The sequence below is a fragment of the Clostridium formicaceticum genome, assembly GCF_001854185.1.
Classification (GTDB): domain Bacteria; phylum Bacillota; class Clostridia; order Peptostreptococcales; family Natronincolaceae; genus Andreesenella; species Andreesenella formicacetica.
On the sequence record NZ_CP017603.1, the window covers coordinates 435,576 to 455,124 of the forward strand.

The 19,549-nt window shown below is 35.5% G+C and carries 17 protein-coding genes; all 17 read right to left on the bottom strand.

What is annotated here, in order from left to right; all coding sequences use genetic code 11:
* Positions 1 to 64 precede the first annotated feature (64 nt).
* Positions 65 to 1,237: a quaternary amine ABC transporter ATP-binding protein gene (locus BJL90_RS01945; RefSeq protein WP_070963804.1), complete on the bottom strand. Its 1,173-nt coding sequence runs from the start codon at positions 1,235 to 1,237 to the stop codon at positions 65 to 67.
* A 40-nt stretch (positions 1,238 to 1,277) separates the two neighbouring features.
* Complete coding sequence (locus tag BJL90_RS01950; protein ID WP_236905005.1) at positions 1,278 to 2,144, bottom strand: ABC transporter permease; 867 nt, start codon at positions 2,142 to 2,144, stop codon at positions 1,278 to 1,280.
* 242 nt (positions 2,145 to 2,386) lie between these two features.
* Complete coding sequence (locus BJL90_RS01955) at positions 2,387 to 3,412, bottom strand: ABC transporter substrate-binding protein (RefSeq protein WP_070963807.1); 1,026 nt, start codon at positions 3,410 to 3,412, stop codon at positions 2,387 to 2,389.
* Positions 3,413 to 3,935: 523 nt separating this feature from the next.
* Positions 3,936 to 6,728, bottom strand: a complete 2,793-nt coding sequence (locus tag BJL90_RS01960) for a phosphodiester glycosidase family protein (protein ID WP_070963809.1) — start codon at positions 6,726 to 6,728, stop codon at positions 3,936 to 3,938.
* A gap of 235 nt (positions 6,729 to 6,963) precedes the next feature.
* The gene (locus tag BJL90_RS01965) at positions 6,964 to 7,443 is read right to left on the bottom strand and encodes a protease complex subunit PrcB family protein (protein ID WP_070963811.1); all 480 of its coding nucleotides are present in this window, start codon (positions 7,441 to 7,443) and stop codon (positions 6,964 to 6,966) included.
* Positions 7,444 to 7,648: 205 nt separating this feature from the next.
* Entirely contained in the window at positions 7,649 to 8,593 is a 945-nt protein-coding gene (locus tag BJL90_RS01970; RefSeq protein WP_070963812.1) for a transketolase family protein, read from the bottom strand.
* Positions 8,586 to 9,410 (bottom strand): transketolase, encoded by an 825-nt coding sequence (locus tag BJL90_RS01975; protein ID WP_070972904.1) that lies wholly within the window; start codon positions 9,408 to 9,410, stop codon positions 8,586 to 8,588. The genes BJL90_RS01970 and BJL90_RS01975 overlap by 8 nt, the downstream gene beginning before the upstream one ends.
* A gap of 18 nt (positions 9,411 to 9,428) precedes the next feature.
* Positions 9,429 to 10,295, bottom strand: coding sequence for a YitT family protein (locus BJL90_RS01980; RefSeq protein WP_250637590.1), 867 nt, complete (start codon positions 10,293 to 10,295; stop codon positions 9,429 to 9,431).
* 39 nt (positions 10,296 to 10,334) lie between these two features.
* Positions 10,335 to 11,057: a WecB/TagA/CpsF family glycosyltransferase gene (locus BJL90_RS01985; RefSeq protein WP_070963816.1), complete on the bottom strand. Its 723-nt coding sequence runs from the start codon at positions 11,055 to 11,057 to the stop codon at positions 10,335 to 10,337.
* Positions 11,054 to 12,151 (bottom strand): polysaccharide pyruvyl transferase CsaB, encoded by a 1,098-nt coding sequence (csaB, locus tag BJL90_RS01990; RefSeq protein ID WP_070963817.1) that lies wholly within the window; start codon positions 12,149 to 12,151, stop codon positions 11,054 to 11,056. Before csaB ends, BJL90_RS01985 begins: the two co-directional genes overlap by 4 nt.
* A gap of 72 nt (positions 12,152 to 12,223) precedes the next feature.
* On the bottom strand, positions 12,224 to 14,404 hold the full coding sequence (locus BJL90_RS01995; RefSeq protein ID WP_070963819.1) for a DUF5693 family protein: 2,181 nt from the start codon (positions 14,402 to 14,404) through the stop codon (positions 12,224 to 12,226).
* Between the two features lie 242 nt (positions 14,405 to 14,646).
* Entirely contained in the window at positions 14,647 to 15,711 is a 1,065-nt protein-coding gene (locus BJL90_RS02000) for an acyltransferase (RefSeq protein ID WP_169824185.1), read from the bottom strand.
* A gap of 183 nt (positions 15,712 to 15,894) precedes the next feature.
* The gene (locus BJL90_RS02005; RefSeq protein ID WP_070963822.1) at positions 15,895 to 16,386 is read right to left on the bottom strand and encodes a hypothetical protein; all 492 of its coding nucleotides are present in this window, start codon (positions 16,384 to 16,386) and stop codon (positions 15,895 to 15,897) included.
* Between the two features lie 281 nt (positions 16,387 to 16,667).
* Positions 16,668 to 17,018, bottom strand: a complete 351-nt coding sequence (locus BJL90_RS02010) for a type II toxin-antitoxin system PemK/MazF family toxin (RefSeq protein WP_070963824.1) — start codon at positions 17,016 to 17,018, stop codon at positions 16,668 to 16,670.
* 1 nt (position 17,019) lies between these two features.
* Positions 17,020 to 17,295 carry a CopG family ribbon-helix-helix protein gene (locus BJL90_RS02015; RefSeq protein WP_044824195.1) on the bottom strand — a complete coding sequence of 92 codons (276 nt, stop codon included), beginning with the start codon at positions 17,293 to 17,295 and terminating at the stop codon, positions 17,020 to 17,022.
* Positions 17,296 to 17,447: 152 nt separating this feature from the next.
* A complete protein-coding gene (alr, locus tag BJL90_RS02020) occupies positions 17,448 to 18,620 on the bottom strand; it encodes an alanine racemase (RefSeq protein WP_070963826.1) in 1,173 nt (390 codons plus the stop codon).
* A 174-nt stretch (positions 18,621 to 18,794) separates the two neighbouring features.
* Complete coding sequence (locus BJL90_RS02025; RefSeq protein WP_070963827.1) at positions 18,795 to 19,424, bottom strand: germination lipoprotein GerS-related protein; 630 nt, start codon at positions 19,422 to 19,424, stop codon at positions 18,795 to 18,797.
* Positions 19,425 to 19,549 lie beyond the last annotated feature (125 nt).

Genomic DNA, 19,549 nt, shown 5'->3' on the forward strand with positions numbered 1-19,549 from the left:
GAAAAAAGAGGCACCCTTAATGGGTACCTTTGCTAATAGTGCCATGAATATTGTTTTGTTAAATCTATGCTAGTCCAGATAAAACAGACACCCGCACAATAATGCCTAACAGTTTTTCTGAATCATCCACAACAGCTATCGGATACTTTGTATCAATCGCCTTAGGAATCAGCTCTTGTACGTAAATTTCTTGATCCGTTGTATAATAATCTTTTCTTAAAATCTCCTTCAAAGTTTTATTTTCTTTAATTGCTTCTATCGTATCCTCTATGGTAATAATCCCTTGAAGTTTTCTATCTTTATCAACAACAAAGATACTAGAAAGACCGTGATCCTTCATTTCCTTCATTGCTACCTTAGGTCCATCCTTCATAGAAACCAAAGGATTTGGGTGGAACATAATGTGTTTTGCTTGTACCACCTTGGATTTATCAATGTCTTTGATAAAGTCTTCAATATAACCGTTCTGAGGATTAGACAAAATCTCCTCTGGCGTACCTATTTGTACAACTTCTCCGTCCTTCATAACAGCAACCCTATCCCCTATTTTAAAAGCTTCATTTACGTCATGGGTAATAAAAATAATTGTCTTTTGTAACTTCGCCTGAAGGTCTAAAAGTTCCAGCTGCATATCTCGACGAATTAATGGATCTAGCGCACTAAAGGGCTCGTCCATCAATAAAATATCAGGATCATTGGCTAGGGCTCTTGCCAATCCCACCCTTTGCTGCATTCCTCCACTTAATTGATGAGGCATTTTATCCCCCCAACCCCCTAATCCTACAGCCTCCAGCATTTCCTCGGCAATCTTATACCTCTCTTGTTTGCTTATATCTTTTACTTCTAAACCATAGGCTACGTTTTCTATAACACTTTTATGACTGAAAAGTCCGAAGTGCTGAAATACCATAGCAATTTTATTTTGTCTAAGCTTCCTGAGCTGTTGTTTATTGTATTGCACAATATCTTCTCCATCTATATAAATTTTTCCTTTTGTTGGTTTGTTTAGTAGATTTAAGCATCGAATCAAAGTTGATTTTCCACTACCAGAAAGCCCCATAATAACAAAAATTTCTCCTTTATTTACTTCAAAGGATACATTGTTCACTCCAACAGCTTGACCTGTTTGTTTTAGTATCTCTTCTTTAGATATTCCTTTTTCTAACTTTTTCAAAGCAATTTTAGGATTTTTACCAAAAACTTTTATTAGACTTTCAACTTTTAACTGTACCGACATCCTTCATCGCCTACCTTCTATTCTTTTATACTGGATTTCTTTACTTCTCTACCTTGAATTTATCTGCTACACCCTGTGTAAGCCTGTCGATAATAATAGCAAGAATAACAATGGCTAATCCCGCCTCTGTACCTTGAGCGATATCAATTCTATTGATGGCTACTAAGACCTCTCTACCTAATCCCGGTGCTCCAATCATGGATGCAATGACCACCATTGCCATTGCCATCATGGTTGTTTGATTCACTCCTGTCATAATAGTTGGTAACGCTTGTGGCAACTCTACTTTGTATAGTATTTGCCACGGAGAAGAACCAAAGGAATGGGCTGCCTCCACCATTTCTTTAGAGACACTTCGAATGCCTAAATTGGTTAATCGGATAACTGGTACGATAGCATAAATCGTAGTAGCAAATACCGCTGGAACACGACCCAAGCCAAATAACAACATAGCAGGAATTAAATAAACAAAGCTAGGCATAGTCTGCATACCGTCTAAGATGGGCCTCATGACAATTTCCAGATTGGACTTATAGGCCATAATAATCCCTATAGGTATGCCTATGGTAATAGAAATAACAACAGAAGTTAGGATTACTGCAAGGGTTGATATCATCAAATCCCAAAGGCCAAAGGAGCCTATGACCAATAGCATAAAAGCAAAACCAATACCAGAGGATAATTTCTTAATACGCCACCCCATAATCAATACCGCAAGAATAAAAATCCACCAAGGCAGCAATTGTAAAACAAAATCTACACTGGTTAAAAACCTTAAAATACTGTTTCCTAAAGCATCAAAAACCCCACCAAAGTTACTAACAAGCCATTTAACAAAATGGTCTACATAAATACCAAATTCAAATTTTAGAAATTCTGGAAATTCATACATATGTCTTTTGATCACCGTGTTATTTCAGTAATCAAATCTCACCTCTCTTTATAATAAAATGAGACTTAATTCAGGGGGAGTTCTTACCCCCACTGAATTATAGCCGAATTTACTTCGAGGATGTAGTGCTTGATCTCCCACTTCTTAAAGTGGGCGTTTTAGCAATACACCAAAGGATAATATAGCGACTTACGATTTGTTTTTTTACTAACAAATAGTGAACTTTGAAAAGTTCACTATTTGTCCATAAAAAGTATTTATTGAATTGCTTCTTTTACCGCCTCAGCCACCTCTCCAGGTACCCAAGCAGTCCATAAATCTTCATATTCTTTTAAAAACCATACAGCAGCCTCTTGGGTGGTGGCATCATTTGCTTGCATATAAGCCAATGCTTCACTGGTAATAGCACTGCTTGTCACATAATTTTCTAAAAATGCTACAACCTCTGGTGCCTTTTCTGACATATCCTTATGGATAGCAACAGTTACATCGACAGCAGGCATTTCTGTGGCATAACCATCATTCCATTTTTCTTCATCATAGGGAACATCCTCTAATAACGTCATATCGTACATCCCGATAATCCATGTAGGCTCCCAGTAATAACCTACCCATGCCTCGCCTCTTTCTATAGCACCTATGATAGAACTTCCAAGCGCTGTATCAGATCCTGGACTAAAGTAATTGTAAGTCTCATCTAATCCATGGGTCTTTATTTTTTCTTGAAGAATTTCATCTACTTCCCAGCCTGGTATAGCACCATAGATTCTTCCCTTGCTTGCATCCTCTGGATCTTTAAAGACCTCCCAATAATCAGGTAAATCTTGAACAGATTTTAATCCCGGTGCCATCGGTTCAATGCCTCTTTCAGCATCTCCCTCAATCACATAAGTGGGAACATAAAGACCCTGTGCATTATCATCGAAGTTCGTAGAAACCTCTATAATATCTCCCTCTTCTAGTGCCTCTGTATAAGCCTCAATAATATTATCTGTCCAAATCTCCATATATACGTCAATAGAGCCATTTCTAAGGGCTGTAAAAGTAATCGGTGTAGAACCCATTTCTATATAGGTAGGGTAGCCATAACCATTTTCAATAATAAAAGCAGCTACTTCATTATGAAAAGCAAGACTATCCCAACCTGCATCTGCTAAAACGATTCTTTCCTTTCCACCACCAGTTGTAGAATCTGTGGAACAGGCAGTCGCCACCATTAGTGACAGAACAAGCAACAACACTATTCCAAATTTTTTATAAACATTTTTCCTTAAGTACTTCATTTTTTTCCTCCTTTGTTTTCAAATTAGTTTTTATTCATAGAAATCATTTTTGATAATTTAATAATTATATTATTATTAAATTAATCGTTTTTAGGTAAATAAAAATAGCTAAAATGTAAATTACCCTTTCTTTTAAGTGCAAAGCTAAAAATATATACTTTTTGTAATGGGTTTTAAAACTGCATTGAAGTAAGAAGACAAAAGGTGTAAACCCATAGAGACAATGGCACCAGATAAGCCAAAATAGACTTGTATGATTATACATGAGATATTTTTTGAGTTTTTTTGTACACGGTATAAATGACAAGTGTTTTCCCTAAGGCATTGGAAAATCACTCTATAGATTCTAACTTTTGATGAGAAAATTTTTAAAGAAGATCTTATTTCATTAGTACTGTACTATTATACCATAGAGGTAAATATTTATAAACTTTGATATGTGGGAATAATCTTACCTCAGACAACTTCACAAAAAAATAGAACTGATATCCTCAGTTCTATTTATATATGCTCCCATATGCTTTTATTCAGACAAGTCCTTTATTTGGTAAGTTACCTGATCCTGTAGAATATTAAAGGCTACATACTTAGAAGCTTTTCCAGTTGTATTATTATAGGTGCCAGTAGAAATATAGCGTACACCTTCTATCAACTCGGCTTTAACTGCTTCAGTTCCACCATAAAGAACAAATACATTCCTACCCTTCTCTGCTGTCTCCGTTAGCGTTTCTTTTAATAAATTTGCCTCTAATTGATCTGTAAATCCGCTAATAGGTCTAGGTAATACAACAAAGATATTTTTCTTATTGGTAGTGTTTAATAGATTCATCAACCACGGCCATTGACTATAGTCTGTATTTCTCAATCCACCGGATCTATTATCTAAGTAAATAATTAGATTTTCTTCATATTCCTTCATCGCATAGCCTTGTGCAGCAACAACAGCTGTTTTGTTTAGTCCACTGGCAATATCACTGTTAAGACTGCTGGTAAAGATAGCCACATCATAGTTATTATTAATCGTGTTTTTTAATCTATTAGCAGTCCCAGCATTCAACTGACTTTGATCACTGCTGTAGGTCACACCGCTGTGAATAAAGAACTGTGTTCCCTTTGTCTGATATGGAATATTTAGATAATCTTCTATACCCTTTTGTTGAACAGCTGTAGCCGCTTGTGTTCTATAGGTAACATCAAGACCATCAAATAACAGCGTTCCCGATGTCTTATTATTACTGTTTGTTTCCACTACATAAAGTCTTTCTAACTCCATCGGTGATGAAATATTTTGAGGTAAATTTGCCTGTAGATATTTCCAACCTGTCCAATCGATTCCATTTTTAAAATCAATGGTATGTCTTGTTCCACCTGCATCTCTCACATGCCCTCTAATCCATCCAGGAGCATTTTCAAAGGCATAGACCCACAACCCTATCTGTGCGGTATTGTCCGGCAAAACAATATTGCCCTTTTCAAACTCAATATAAGCTGCTCTTGTCTCATCACTTTGCGTAAAATCATAGACCAGTTTTAAAGAATGTCCCCCAACCTTTGTATTTGTATCTTTTGAAACACTGCCTGATACCGTTGCTGGATAAGCAGTAAATTTATGATTATATTGATCTAATCCTCCTAACGAAGCTTTATTAGAGCCTATTGTAACAGCAACTGTGGCGGTTTGATTACCAAATGTGGCAGTTAGTATGGTTGTACCTTCCTTCTCTCCCGCTGTAAAAGTACCATTTTTAAAAGTACCCAGCCCTTTTTCTTCTTTCCAGCTTACATCTTTTGTAGGAATAACAGTACTATATCCTCTTTTATCTATTGCTACCGCCTTTGGCGTAACACTTCCTCCTGGACTCAAAGAAATGCTTTCTGGCGTTATTTGCAATCTTCCTATTTCTTCTAGTACCTGTAAAGTAACCTCTGTCTTTCTTCCTAAATAGTCTACTTCTATCACTGCTTCACCAGTCTGTGTAGGGGTAAAATAATTGCCTTCAAAGAAACCGTCTCCTTTTTTCACAGTAAAGTTTAACTCTTCTGGATTGACGAATACAGGATTATAGTTTGTGTCAAAACCTTTAACAGCGATCTCTCTAGATGCTCCGACAAATCCTCGCTCTTCATTGATTTCTGCCTTAATTCCTCCTAGTTCTGTCTGAAATCCTTGAGACACAACCGCCAAACCGTTAATAATTCTTCTTTCTCCTCCATCAGAAGGATAGTTTACTAGGCCCGCCTGAAAATCACCTAAGTCTCTCGCCATCATCGTGGTAGAACCTCCTCCATCCATCAGAATGGCTTCATGACTACCCAACTCTATCATTAAATCCACCAAGCGTTTTCCATCTACTCCTTGAAAAGAGGCATGTCTTCCGTCTATAGTTACCATAATTAATTGCTTTCTATCTTTACTTATACCTACTGCTGTTCTAGGATGATTTCCTGATATCGTTTGGGTGAAGGGGAAGGCTTGTCCATCTTTTACCAGCACGGTACCCCCTCCTATAGCAAGTTTTATATCCTCCAATGCATAGGGCTTGATCTGGGTGTTTACTTTTACTCGGTCTCCCACCTGTAAATTGTCATATAAAATTTTTGCATTATCTTGAGAAGCCAATAAAACATAGCCATTTTGAGGGATCACTGTCGAAGGTTGTTGTCGTCTCACTTCCACCACTGTATCTCCAATAACAACCACCTCCGCCATATCATAATGCTTCTCATTATACCCAGGGGTATTGGTGCCCCAATTTTTATCAATCAACATAATGGATTGATATTCATGGGTATATTTATTGATGGTGGTTACTGGTATACTTTTTCCCTTATCAGTTGTTACATAAATTTCATACTGCCAATAATCAGCAAAAGCCTGATTATTTTTATTTACAGCTAAGGTAGCAAAATTATCTACAAAAATAGGACTACTGATGACTTCTCCATCCTTAATCATAGCTCCTAGAGGAGAATCTGGATTTGTCATATAGAAGAAGTCTGTATTAATAGCAGCTATCACATTATTATTTCTATTTACCATAGTGGATAAGGTTTCTTTTGTAGCTACACCACCGGCACTTTGCAGTATGTCCAAATCAATTGCCGGATTATCTAAATCAATATATATAACATTTGCATTTAACCAACCATCCTTGCTAAATCGCAAAATGTGTTTATGGGTTACTCCAGTGGAAATTGTCTCCTTGCTTTGTTTTTCATAGGCAATACCATCTACTGCAAAAACAGTAGTAAATGTACTGGTAAAAATTATCGAAACTACACCTATAGTAGCTAGTGCTTTTTTCAATCCCTTCATAATAAAATCTCCTCCTAAACGATTCGTTACTTAAGTTACTAAATTTATCCTCTGTTGCTAATTTCATTATATAATACTCTCACAATAATACAATTACAGTTATATTACATTTTTCCACAGCATTTGTTTTTTATGATGAAAATACACACCATGAAAATTCTTCAAAAAAACAGTCTATACAGTGCATAGAAATATATGCTGTATAGACTGTTTTTAAAATCATTGTAATCATTTCCTATTGTTTATACGCTACCTTTAACTCTACCTTTTGGGGCAGTTCTTTTAAATCTGTCTTGACTACCACATAAGGATAAGTAATGACCTGTGGTACCAATTCATCGGTTCCTGGGTCGCTGAATACTGCGTGCACCACCATCTTTTCTTCATCGTTATCTTTTACTACCTGTATTTTTATAACCTCTACTTGGTAGCCACCAGTTAATTTTTCTCCCCTTGTAACAACGACATAAATTTGTTCGTCTATCTTTGCTGCTAAGGCTCTTTCCAACATTTTATACCTAGGTAATATGTCTTGAATCTTTTCTGGAACCTGGCTGTGCTCTAATATCTCATAACTCACCTCTTTATCACCCCCTGATATAAACTTAGGAATAACCTTTACGGCTAAGGCTGCAATTACAATAATAATTATGATGGTAATAAATAATTTCCAATTTATCTTAGGTAATTTGGGCAACTTCAATTTATTATTCATATTCCTCCCCCTTTTAAATTACTGCCATGAATATGACATACGCCTATGAATTTTCATCTATTAAGATTTAAATTAAAGGCGTATAACCTATAAAGACAGTCTATATCACTATATTTATTCACCTGTACTGTAATTTATTCAATCATAGAAGGAAAAAGTTGGTTAAATAAAAACCACAGCGAAAATCCTTCACTGTGGTTTTTATTTAACCTTTTGTCTTTACTATATTGGTTACTGATTCCATAATCTTTTCTTTCGTCAAGCCATATTTTTGCAATAAGGCATCGGGTTTTCCAGATTCTCCAAAAGTATCTAGTGTTCCTATTCTTTTCATCGGCACTGGATGATTTTCTACGATCACTTCGGCCACTGCTGACCCTAATCCTCCAATAATATTATGTTCTTCTACCGTCACAATAGCACCTGTTTCTTCAGCTGCTTTTATAATGATTTCCTTATCCAAAGGTTTAATCGTATGTATATTAATCACTCTTACAGATAAGCCCTTTTCTTCTAATGCTTTACTGGCCTCCAATGCTTCACTTACCATAATACCTGTAGCTACGATGGTAGCATCTTTACCATCTTTCAAAGTAACACCCTTGCCGATCTGGAATTGATAGGTAGTCTCATCGTTAATAACAGGGACACCCGATCTCCCTAAGCGAACATAGGCAGGCCCCTGCACTTCAGCTACAGCATGAATCGCTGCTTTTGCTTCCACTGCATCAGCAGGAACAATTACCGTCATGTTTGGAATCACTCTCATACAAGCTATATCTTCCAGCGCCTGATGAGAAGCACCATCTTCTCCTACCGTTAATCCTGCATGCGTTGCACATATTTTGACGTTTAATTTTGGATATCCGATAGAATTACGGATAATTTCAAAGGCCCTGCCTGTAGCAAACATAGCAAAAGTACTAGCAAATGGAATTTTTCCTACTGTAGCTAAACCAGCTGCTGTTCCCATCAAATTTTGCTCAGCAATACCCATATTAAAAAATCTCTCAGGAAACTTTTTTGCAAAATCATTGGTTTTAGTAGACTTAGATAAATCCGCATCTAGCACCACTACATCAGGATTGTTATTGCCCAGTTCTATTAATGCTTGACCATAAGCTTCTCTTGTAGCTATTTTTTTAGTCATTTATTTCACCTCCTAGCTCTTTTAATGCCTTATCTTTCTCTTCCGCCTTTGGGGCATTGCCATGCCATTCTACTGCGTTTTCCATAAAAGAAACACCTTTTCCTTTAATGGTATTAGCAACAATCACAGTCGGCTTATCCTTTGTATTTTTCGCTTCCTCTAATGCTTTAATAATTTCTTCAAAGGAATGACCATCAATCTCTACTAAATGCCATCCAAAAGCCTTAAACTTGTCAGTAATAGGATCTACATTCATCACTTCTTTATTGGGTCCATCAATTTGTAATTTGTTAAAATCTATAATTGCTGTTAAGTTATCTAGTTTATAATGAGCCGCTGCCATAGCAGCTTCCCAAACAATTCCCTCTTGCAGCTCTCCATCCCCTAAAAGCGTATATATTCTATAGTCTTTTTTATCCATTTTTCCACCTATAGCCATACCGCAGGAAGCTGAAAAACCTTGCCCTAGAGAACCAGTGGACATTTCAATGCCAGGTGTACCCTTCATGTCTGGATGACCCTGCAGCATAGCGTCAACTTTTCTTAGGCGATAAAGTTCTTCTTTGGGAAAATAGCCTTTTTCTGCTAAAGTAGCATATAGCACTGGAGCTGCATGCCCCTTTGATAAAACAAATCGATCTCTATCCTCCTTCTCAGGATTTTGAGGATCTACCTTCATCTCATGAAAATATAATGCTGTTAAAATATCCGCCGCTGATAATGAGCCTCCTGGATGTCCTGAAGCTGATTCATAAAGCATTTCAATAATATGTCTTCGTATTACATTTGACTTTTCCTTTAACAAATTGTAATCAATACTCAAAAGCTTTCCCTCCTATTTTTTTATTTCTTTAAACCCTTCACCTAATACCTCGTGAATGGTAGTTACCATAATAAAGGCTTTTTCATCCATTTCATAAACAACCTTCTTTAGTTTTGCCACTTGCGCACGATTTACTACACACAGCAACACTTCTCTTTTGTTACCAGTATAAAGCCCCCTGCCTTCTAAGGCAGTTACCCCTCTTCCAACTTCTTCCATAATCCTTTTTCCAATTTGTTCAGAGTCCTTAGAAATGATATAAAAAGCCTTGGCATAACTTAAGTCTTCTACAATAAAATCTGCTAATTTTACAGCAATATAAAGGGCTATCACAGAATATAAAGAAGTTTCAATATTTCGTTGTATTACACCAGCTGTTGCAACAACAATTAAGTCTAGCAGCATCATTAGCTTAGCTGTACTAATACTAGGGAAATATTTGTTTAATATGGCTCCTGCTAAGTCTGTTCCCCCTGTTGTCCCACCAAAGCGAAAAACGGCACCTAAACCAACACCCAAAAGAACCCCACCGTATATGGCTGCCAATAAAATATCCTGAGTAATAAGCGCTCCTTCTCCAAAGAGAATAAGAAACATCCTGATGAAAGCAGATAACATCAAGATGGCATAGGCCGTTTTTACACCAAAGACTTTTCCTAGTACGAGAAGCCCCACAATAAATAATGGAATATTAATAGCAAGATTTGTAATATCAATGGGTATACCTATTAATTCTTCAATAAGAATAGCCAAACCTGTCACACCGCCGGGAGCAATCGTATTAGGTTTCAAAAAAAGGTTAAGACTTATGGCCATCAAGGCACAGCCTATGGTAATACCTACATATTCTATCATAACATTATGCTTTTTATTACTCAAGATCATCCCTCCAGTGAGTAAACGCTTTATAGCATAAACCTATTCTTTTAAAGTTACACGAATCAAAAACTTTGGCAGAGCCATCATTCTCTTTATTCTCCAAGGTTCCTTTGCCAAACGATAAAACCATTCTAAACCCAGCTTTTGAAAAAGAATGGGGGCTCTTTTGGCAGTACCGGCATAAATATCTACACTACCCCCTACCCCCATGGCTAACTTACAGTTTAGCTGGTGCTGATATTTATAAATCCATTTTTCCTGCTTAGGGGCTCCCAAACAGACAAAAAGAATATCTGGATTCGCCTGATTGATTTCTTCTATAATCTCCGGTTCATCCTTCCCTTGAAAGTAACCATGATAAAAACCAGCAATTTTAATGCCTTTATATTGTTTCTTCATATTTTCACAAGCCAATGCTGCTGTTCCTGGTTTTCCCCCTAATAAAAAGATGGATTTTCCTTTTTCTCCACAATAGGTTAGTAGCTTATCCATGGTATCAATTCCTGTAACCCGCTCCTTTAATCCTAATCCTTTTATTTTAGAAGCAATGATTAAACCAATGCCATCTGGTAATACTAAATCTGCTTCTTCAAGGACCCTAAACAAAGCTTCGTCTTGCTGCGCCATCATGATAATTTCGGGATTAGGAGTATACACTTTTTTAACAGTGCTTCCCTCTAAAAAAGATGTCAATCGGTAAAATGCTTCTTCTTCTGTTATTTGATCAATCGGTACACCCAATATTTTAACCTGATTTCTCATGACTTATCTCCTTCTTGTATAAACTCTTTAAAGATCTCCACATTTAGTTGTACTTTCTTATCTAAATTCTTTTTAATTTCCTTGAGCTGCTGAATATATTCCCCTCTATTTTCAATAACGGAATCAATGGCTGTCCATAAGTTAATCATATCTAAACTTTCTACATTTCCTCCACTTTTTTGACCAGTTAATTTTAAAAAGCTAGTAATTTTCGTATCATATTCTAATCCCACCATAGGCACTTCAGCAATAGCTGAAAAAACCAAGGAGTGCAAACGCATTCCCAATAAAAGATCTAGCTTGCTTATCATCCCTATCATTTCTCTAGGATGATACTGTTTCGTAATAATCTTGGGCACTGTTTTCATTCTATCGGCAATTTCTTGGGAAGTATTTATATCACTAGGGAATTGCATTGGAATAAAAACTACTTTATAGTTTCTACTAATCAAATAGTCCGCAGTCTGTGCAATCACTTCTTTATAACTGGTTTGTCCCTTCCATTCTCTTATAGATATGCCTACCCATTTTTTTGTTAAATCCATTTCTTCTTGACGAAAAATTTTTTCAATTCTCCTATCGTCAACCATCTCTAAACCCAAAGCAATATCTGCCGTTACCATAATATCTTTTTTTATTCCTAATGCTTGCATTGCTTCCTTGGATTGATAATCTCTTACAGTAATTCTGTCTACTTGATTGATAATATGGCTTACAAGTTTTTTATTCAAATAACCCGTAATCGGCCCAAAACCATTCCCATAAAACATAACTCTTTTTCCTAATTTTTTTGCTACTAAGATAATCGCCAAATAATAAAGTAAAGATCTACTGCTGGTTACATCCTGCAGGATAGATCCACCACCACTAATCACAACATCAGATGCTTTAATAGCCTTAATAATCTCTTGAAAGCTATTTCGGCTAACAGCATGAATCTTATATTTCTTCATTGTATCTTTAGCATTATAGCTAAGGGCGGTTAACTTGGCTTGTGGTACTACCTCTTTTATTTCCTTTACAATCGCTTCTAAAATTGCTTCATCTCCTGTATTATGAAATCCATAGTAACCAAACAAGAATATATTTTTCATTTGTTTCTTCCTCTCTTGCCTTTTGAGATTGAAGGAAGGGCTAGTTCCTTATCATAAGATTTGCTTACTACTTTACTGAAATATTTTCCTTTCCTTAACATACTTCAAGAATTTTATACCAATCTCAAATAGTAGAATATAGATAGTACCTATTACAATCCCAATTACTAATGCGTAAAAGGTTCTTGCTACAGACAAGTATACAGGGGTTCTTAAATGGCTAAAGGTATTTACAATTGAAGTTTGCCCTATCACAGCAACTAGTCCTGATAAAAATGCTAAAAGTTTTATTTTATTCTTTGCAAAGTATATTCCCACCATCAAAGCAGGAAAACCTATAAGAAACTCTTTATTTCTAGGTCTAGCTAGTAGATTTTCTTCCAATATATTTCTAAAAATTAGTTCCATTGTAGAGGCTTGGACGCCGGTCTCATGACCTGTTCTAGCTAGGTAAATATAGCCTACACCTAAAAACAGGACTACAGAAACAACATAAATAATTTTTATATCCTCAAACAAAAAGTTTTTTATATCTTTATATCTCAAAAAAGGTTCTTGGTCTTTTTTATTCTTTCTTTTATAGCCAAAATAAGACGCATAAATTGCAACATAAGCAATGATTGGTACCACCTGTCCTATTTTTACTCCCCTAAAAATATCCATCTCTAGCAAATACTCGATATGGGATAAAATTGCAGCTACGAATAATCCTCCTAAAAACGATATAGCAGAAACGATGATTAAGTCTCTAACAGCATAAAGGATTTGTTGATGTAGTTTGTTAGTTTTTTCTTCTTTATATACATAATGAAAACATCTATTACAAAAGTACACCATCGCCAAAGAGGGGAATGCCATCGCCGCCCATAGAGCCATGACCTTATCTGCCAACATGGGTCTTACAACGAAGGCAGCAGGTACTAAAAGTAAACCTATCGCTAACAAACCATATTTCATTTTCTTATTTAATTTTAATAAATAGCCTAGTAACAAAATGCTGGCGGCAACAATGCCCCAACCCATTAGGGTTTGTTTTGCAATCCTCACCCGAATAGAATCCATTGTACTACTTCTTCCTAAAGTCATGCCATGTTGCCCAATTCTCGTTTCAAATCTTTCAAACATCTTCTCATATTCACTATAATCTGTGAGATAAATAAATTGATCATACCTTATATTATATTTATCATGTTTAATAGGTTTAAAATAAATCAGCCTAATATTTCTTTCTGTTACTGCTCTATATAAAGTATTTTCTATTTCCTCCGCACCTTCATAGTTATAATATTTGAATCTTTCTTGGATATAAGGCCAAACAGAAAAAATTCTTACAGCGTTGTAGTCTAAGCTTCTAACCATTAGGTCTATACCATCCTGATCTAAATGGCTTCTTTGTACAGATGTTTCAATTAACCCTGCTTTTATATCATTTGCTATCATATATCTAGTTACTAAGTCATCTGCCACTGGATAGCCTAATACTTCTCCACCACTAAAAATAAACACTGATGGCTTCATTGCATAAGTTTCAAATTCTTCAAAAACAGTTTCTAGATATGTTTCTGACATCCAAGCTTTATAGGTATATGGTCTTGGTAATACTTTCAATCCACTTTCTTTAATCGTGTTGATTTTTTCAACATCAAAACCTAACCCTACCTGCATTAGTTTTGAAGAATAGGGCTTATGCCTTTGAAGAGATGCTTTTCTATCTGCATCAATCAAGTAAAGATTTTGTTGATATAAAGCATCTTCTATCGTCCCCTTCATCACGATGGCAAAAGGGGCTTGATGCGAAAGAATTTCAAAATGTTCAGTATCGTATCGCTCTGTTAGTCCTTTGGCTATAAAATCAAAAACTTCTTGGGTCCTTGTTGTAACAAAAACATCAAACTCATTGATCTGGCCACCATCAACATACGTTGCTACTTCAGAAGAGTAGGTTTCTTTCCAATTTCCCTGCTGTAATAGCTCCCAGCCCATAAGTACTTCTAGCTGCTTATTTTGCATCAGTAAAGACTCTAAGTTTTCTTCTTGAAGGTCAACATACTCTATACCTAAGCCACTAAATTTCTTAAACCACCATGACAATGTTTCCTCTGATTGGTTGGCCATATCTTGAAATTCAGTATAGCTTAGTACTATCTCTACAACTTTATTATTAGACTCAACATTGATTCTCGTACTTAAGGTAGTAGCCAAGGCGAATATACTTACCAATAATATTAATAGAAATATAGCATTTTTCTTCATCAAAAGCACCCCATCAATCTTTAGTTTTTTCTTAAAATATAGCATTATTTTCTGCTTATAGATGTGCGCTTCTAAAGTTAAATTTTAATATACACGGTCTACGGTTTCGCCCCAAAACCTGGGCTGCAAATGTAACCCTTAGTATATTAAAATTTAAGGTCGCACATCTATAGAGTTAAAACGCAGGTTTTAAAGTATATATCAATTCTATAGATACGTTACTCTGTATATTATAATAGTACTTATACTCCCCGCTGTAAAGTAACTTTTTTTGCCTTTCTATCACGATTATATTGTTTAAATGATCTCTTTCCAGCGTTATATATTATTGCTAAAGGCACAACACTTCCGTATACGATCATTGTGGTTAATATAAATCTTCTAGTAATAGAAAGAAGACCTGCTTCTGTCATCATTTTTTCTGATAAAAAGATGACAAGTGGATGACTTAAGTAAATATAAAAAGAGGCTTTGCTAATTTTCTTTGCTGATTTATAAAGAAAGCCATCTTCTTTTTCCCCTACATAGTAGGCTATGACAAAGTAGAACATAATTGCAGTAAAGCAGAAAACAGACCAAGTTATCTCCATTACAAAGTTGTCTATTGATTTTTGCAAAACATGATATTCATAAAATTGATAAGCATAGTAACAGGTGCTAACAGCATGTGCTGCCCCAATAAAGTACCTGTGCCTTATAAGCTTCTCCCTGATAGCATCAATATCTATGGCAGCATAGCAGCCTAGTCCAAAGAAAAATACATATCTGGCAAAAAACCGATCCGCATAAGGAAACTTCACATATTTTACGGCTAACAAACTAATCATACATAAAATTATCAATACTAAACCCGGTTTAAAGTTTTTAAAGATATATAGAAACACCCAAAATAATAAATAAAATTGTAGTATTGTCAAAATAAAGTACAAGTGATAGGTCATATCCGCTAACAAAAGCTTTTCCCTAAGAAATTCCCAAGAAAAAACATAATATTTTTCATGAATGTAGTATCTATAATAAATCAACGTCCATATCATATAGGGGATCAACGTAGTGGAAAGTCTTTTCTTAAGAAAGCTACAGTAACTAAAGCGCTTATCTTTATAGCCATAAAATAATGTCAGGCCGCTTAAAAAGATAAAAGTGGGTGTAGTAAACTTTACACTTCGATTTAATAAAATAAATAGTTTCATGTGTATGCTATCCCTTAATAGCGTAGTCAACGGAATAGCACTTATATGCACCATTGCCACGGATAAACAAGCAATAGCCCTTAAAACATTTGCTTCTCTAATTTGCTTTTTCACCAACATCACCAACCTATGCATTTGTTTCTGGGTCAACGCATAAATGATTGTCTAGGTCGTAGACATCTCTTTATAGCAGTAGCGCCACACTTGATAAATTTTTTCATTCATTCTATGCTAGAAAAAAGACTTCCTTCATAGAGATGGGAAGTCTAAAAAAACAAATCTATCAATCTTTATCTATTATTTCTCAGTTCTATAGACACCTCTAACCATTAAAATCACATGATCATCCATCGCACGAACACCCCTGCCATCACTCTTTGGCACAATATGCAAATGATTAGGAAGAATAGATTGATTTTTCTGGATGTCTCTTCCTGCAGTTACATTTGCAAGTCCCCCACTGGGACTATCAATCGCTACAGCAGTTCCACCCCGCAGGATAATTTCAGCACCTTCTTCAGCAATCAATCTTTCACCAATTTTTAAAAAAACAATATCTATTTTTGATGTTGTTAAAGGTTCTTCACTTGGTTGAGGTTGAGGGCTTGGGGAAGATGAAGCTTTGTCATCTATGTAAACCTTTAGCTGTTGTATCCTCTGCTCTACATAAGATAGTGTAACAATCGGATCTTCACTAGAGCCTGGTTCTCTGCTATTGGCATAAACAAATTGTGCGATAATTGCTAAAGTGATGATGAGTACAATTACAAATATTGACGTTTTTTTCACTTTTTCATCCCCCTTGTTTATCTTATTATCAAATACTTTACTGGGTTAAGACCCCCACTTCTATAAGTGGGCTTTGAATCAGGTGGAGTAGAGTCTCCATCTGATTCCCCGATGTTCAGCTTTAGCTGGACGAGTTCACTCAAGTATACTACCTAGTATTTTTGACTGTTCTATTATTATACTATATATCCTTCTTCAATGGAAGTTTTATAGCATTCTCCTTCTTTTAAACATTTATGCAGGGCATGCAAAAAGACTTAAGTCTTCTTTATCTTAAGTCTTTAAAAATCTACTAACCCTAAGCTTATCAAAAGTGCCTCACTTACCTTTATCATCATTTCATCATCTAAATGACCTATCTTTTCTTCTAATCTTCTTTTATCAATTGTTCTAATTTGTTCTAGCAGTATAACCGAATCTTTTGTTAATCCATATTCTGAGGCTGCAATTTCTACATGGGTAGGAAGCTTGGCTTTATTGATTTGAGAAGTAATAGCTGCAATAATAACTGTAGGACTATATCGATTGCCTATATCATTTTGAACAACAAGAACGGGTCTGGTTCCCCCCTGCTCAGATCCTATAACAGGACTTAAGTCTGCATAATATATGTCGCCTCTTTTAACAACCAATTTACTCACACTCCGCTATTTCTGCCTCATAATCTTCTAGGGAGGACACATCTAGACTTAACCCTACCTCTGCCAATGTTAAGTTGATTGAAGCCATTTCTTGATAGCCCTTTTTCATTTTTTCTCTTAGTTTTACTTTGTTTTTTTCCCTTATATATAGTTTCATGGCTTCCCTGACAAATTCACTTCTATTGGTTTCCTCCATAGAAACTATATAATCTACTTCTTTAAGAAGACTTTCAGGAAGACTAATCATTATCCTTTTAGAATCAGCCATTTTGCACCTCCGGAACTTATCAAGAATTTAAGCGGTATATACATATATCATCTAGTTTATATATTCCATTATATAACCCATTATATATTATTTATTATAAGTGTGTCAATGTTACGACTAAATTATACAAGCACCAAAAAAAACATTCTATATTATAATAACAAATTATCTTTTATATATACAAAGTTATTATTTTCCACGTATACCCTTGGAACTCTTTTTCCTACCATGCATACAATCTCATAGTTAATGGTACCTAGCTTATAGGCTATATCATCAATCGTATTGCCACTATTGGGATCACTGCTAAATAAACTTACTTCTTCATCTCTACTTATATCTACACCTGTTGCATCTGCCATACATTGATCCATACAAATTTTACCTACAATAGGAATTTTTTTCCCTTTTACAATAACTTCTGCTTTGTTGGTTAGCATTCTTGTAAATCCATCGGCATAACCTATAGGCAAAGTAATGATTTTTCTTTCTCCCTTTGTTTTATAGATTAAGCCATAGCTTACCCCTCTATCAGCAGGCAATACCTTTACATGAGCTACTCTGGTCTTTAAAGTCATGACTTGTTTTAATTGAACAGCCCCTTTACTTACTTCTGTTGAAGGGTATAAACCATATAGCATAATTCCAGCCCTAACCATATCTAGATTCATTTCCGGCAAGTCAATAATGGCAGCGCTGTTTGATACATGTTTAATAGGAATAAAACAACCTTCTTTTTCCAATCTATCTACTAGGGACATAAATTTTTGAAATTGATGGTAAGTAAAAGCTTTGTCTGCTTCATCTGCAACAGCAAAGTGGGTAAAAATACCCTCCACTTTTATATGAGGTAATTGAAAAATTTTTTTAATTTCTTCTACAGTTTCCTCCTCTACCTGAAAACCAAGTCTTCCCATTCCCGTATCAATTTTTAGATGCAGTACCAATTCCTTGTCCTTCTTAACCGCAAGCTGTGAAAAAGCGTACGCCTGTTCATAGGAGTAAATGGTTTGTATAATATTATAATTTATTAGCTCCTCTCCCTGCGTTTCTCTTGTATATCCCAGCACCATCAGAGGCACTTCATATCCTGCTTTTCTTAACGCTATCGCCTCCGATAAGGTAGCTACTGCTAAACGATCAGCACCGTTCTCTAGGAGGGTTTTTGCAATCACTGTTGCCCCATGTCCATAGCCATCTGCCTTTATAACAGCGCATATTAAAGCTTCTTTTTTTACTACACGTCTTGCTTCCCGGATATTATGCTTTAAATGATCTAAGTTGATTTCTGCCCACACAGGTCTTAGCTTATCCTTTGTTAACATATATCCATCCTCCTAGTTAAAATTAGTTCCTTATAAACATCCCACAAGTCTAGTTCTTTATCAAATACTTTACTGGGTTAAGACCCCCACTTCTATAAGTGGGCTTTGAATCAGGTGGAGTAGAGTCTCCATCTGATTCCCCTATGTTCAGCTTTAGCTGGACGAGTTCACTGGTTACGGCAGAGATAAATGAAATAAATTTTCATCCAATACAGGGTTATAAATAAAATCTTCATAGTAGACTTTAAACCGTGTTTTTCCTTTGGCATCATAAATATAAAGTTTTTCGGGGATCATCTGTTGTTTTTCAATCCACAATTCTTGCTGTGAAAAATAATGATTTCCCCCTGGAATTTTTGTAGACAACACAAAGTAATCTTTCCCCTCCAATGTTTCCGTTTCATAAACTGATTCTTTTGATGTTATATAGTTCTTTAAAAAATATCCTATAAACATCATTTGCTCCTGAGATTGATTAAAATTATCTATTTTCCGCACTTGATTAATGGAGGGATGATATAGCCAAGCTGTCTTTCCATTATAAATTGTCAAGTTACCCTTTAGCGTAGATGGTGCCAGCACTTCTAACCTATATTGGTTTGGCGCTTTAAAAATTTGTTGAAAAACATATTCCACTTCTTCTTTTCCATTGTCTATGTAAATTTTAACAGTACACTGATAGCTCTCCATGGTACTGATTTTCTGTTGTATTTTATAGTACATTTCTTCATCGGTAGGTTGTCGACAAGCACTTAAACAATACATCATTCCAAAAATAATAAAGACAACCTTCCAATGCTTCACTAACGATTCCCCCTTCTCTCTATTTAGATAGCATTCATCCCAATTCAGACTAAATTTTTCTAAAAGTCCTCTTAAGTTGTCATTCTAAGCGTAGCAAAGAATCTTGTTACGTCTAAAGCAACTTA